Origin of the sequence: Streptomyces chiangmaiensis (genome assembly GCF_036281785.1) — a bacterium.
GTDB lineage: Bacteria > Actinomycetota > Actinomycetes > Streptomycetales > Streptomycetaceae > Streptomyces > Streptomyces chiangmaiensis.
In genome coordinates, this window is record NZ_JAYWVC010000710.1 from 1 (window position 1) to 641 (window position 641).

A 641-nucleotide genomic window follows, 5' to 3' on the forward strand; every position below is an offset into this window, starting at 1 on the left:
CAGCCCACATCGACGCGCTGCTGCGCAAATGGCTCGCGGCCCTGCCGCACCCCTTCAGCCCGGCCGACCGGGCCGCCGGCTACCGCTATGACCTGTCCATCCTGCAGGCCGAGTTCTCCCTCACCCAGATGCTCGACCGCCCGCAATCGGGGCGGATCTTCTTCGAGCAGGTCATCCGCGACAACCTTGACCTGGGCCGCCCTGACCAGATCAGCCTGATCTTCGACCGGCGCATCTTCCATCGCGGACCACGTCCCACTCCGGGAACCTTCCGCACCCGCGTGCTCACCGACGGGGTCATCCCCAGCCTGCACGTCGACTACAAGACCAGCCGGATCAAGCAGTACCACAAGGAAGGACGCGCCCTGCGCACCGAGACCACGATCAACAACCCGACCGACTTCCGGATCGGCAAACGGCTGACCAACCTGCCCACACTGCGGCAGATCGGCTTCACCGCCAACCGGCGCCTGCTCGGCGTCCAGCAACTCAGCCACGACCCGGCCCGCGGCGCGGAGGTCTTCGCCGCCGTCACCGACCCGATCCGCACCGCCGAGGGCACCCGCATCCCCGGCCTGCGCTTCACTGACCCCCGCGTCCAGGCACTGCTGCACGCCCTGCTGGTCTTCAAGCTCCTGCCC

General features: G+C 68.5%; 1 protein-coding gene. It reads left to right on the forward strand.

Going from position 1 to position 641, the window contains the following annotated elements:
• Positions 1-641 (forward strand): hypothetical protein (locus VXC91_RS46565; protein WP_329513361.1); only part of this gene is annotated, 641 nt, incomplete at both ends.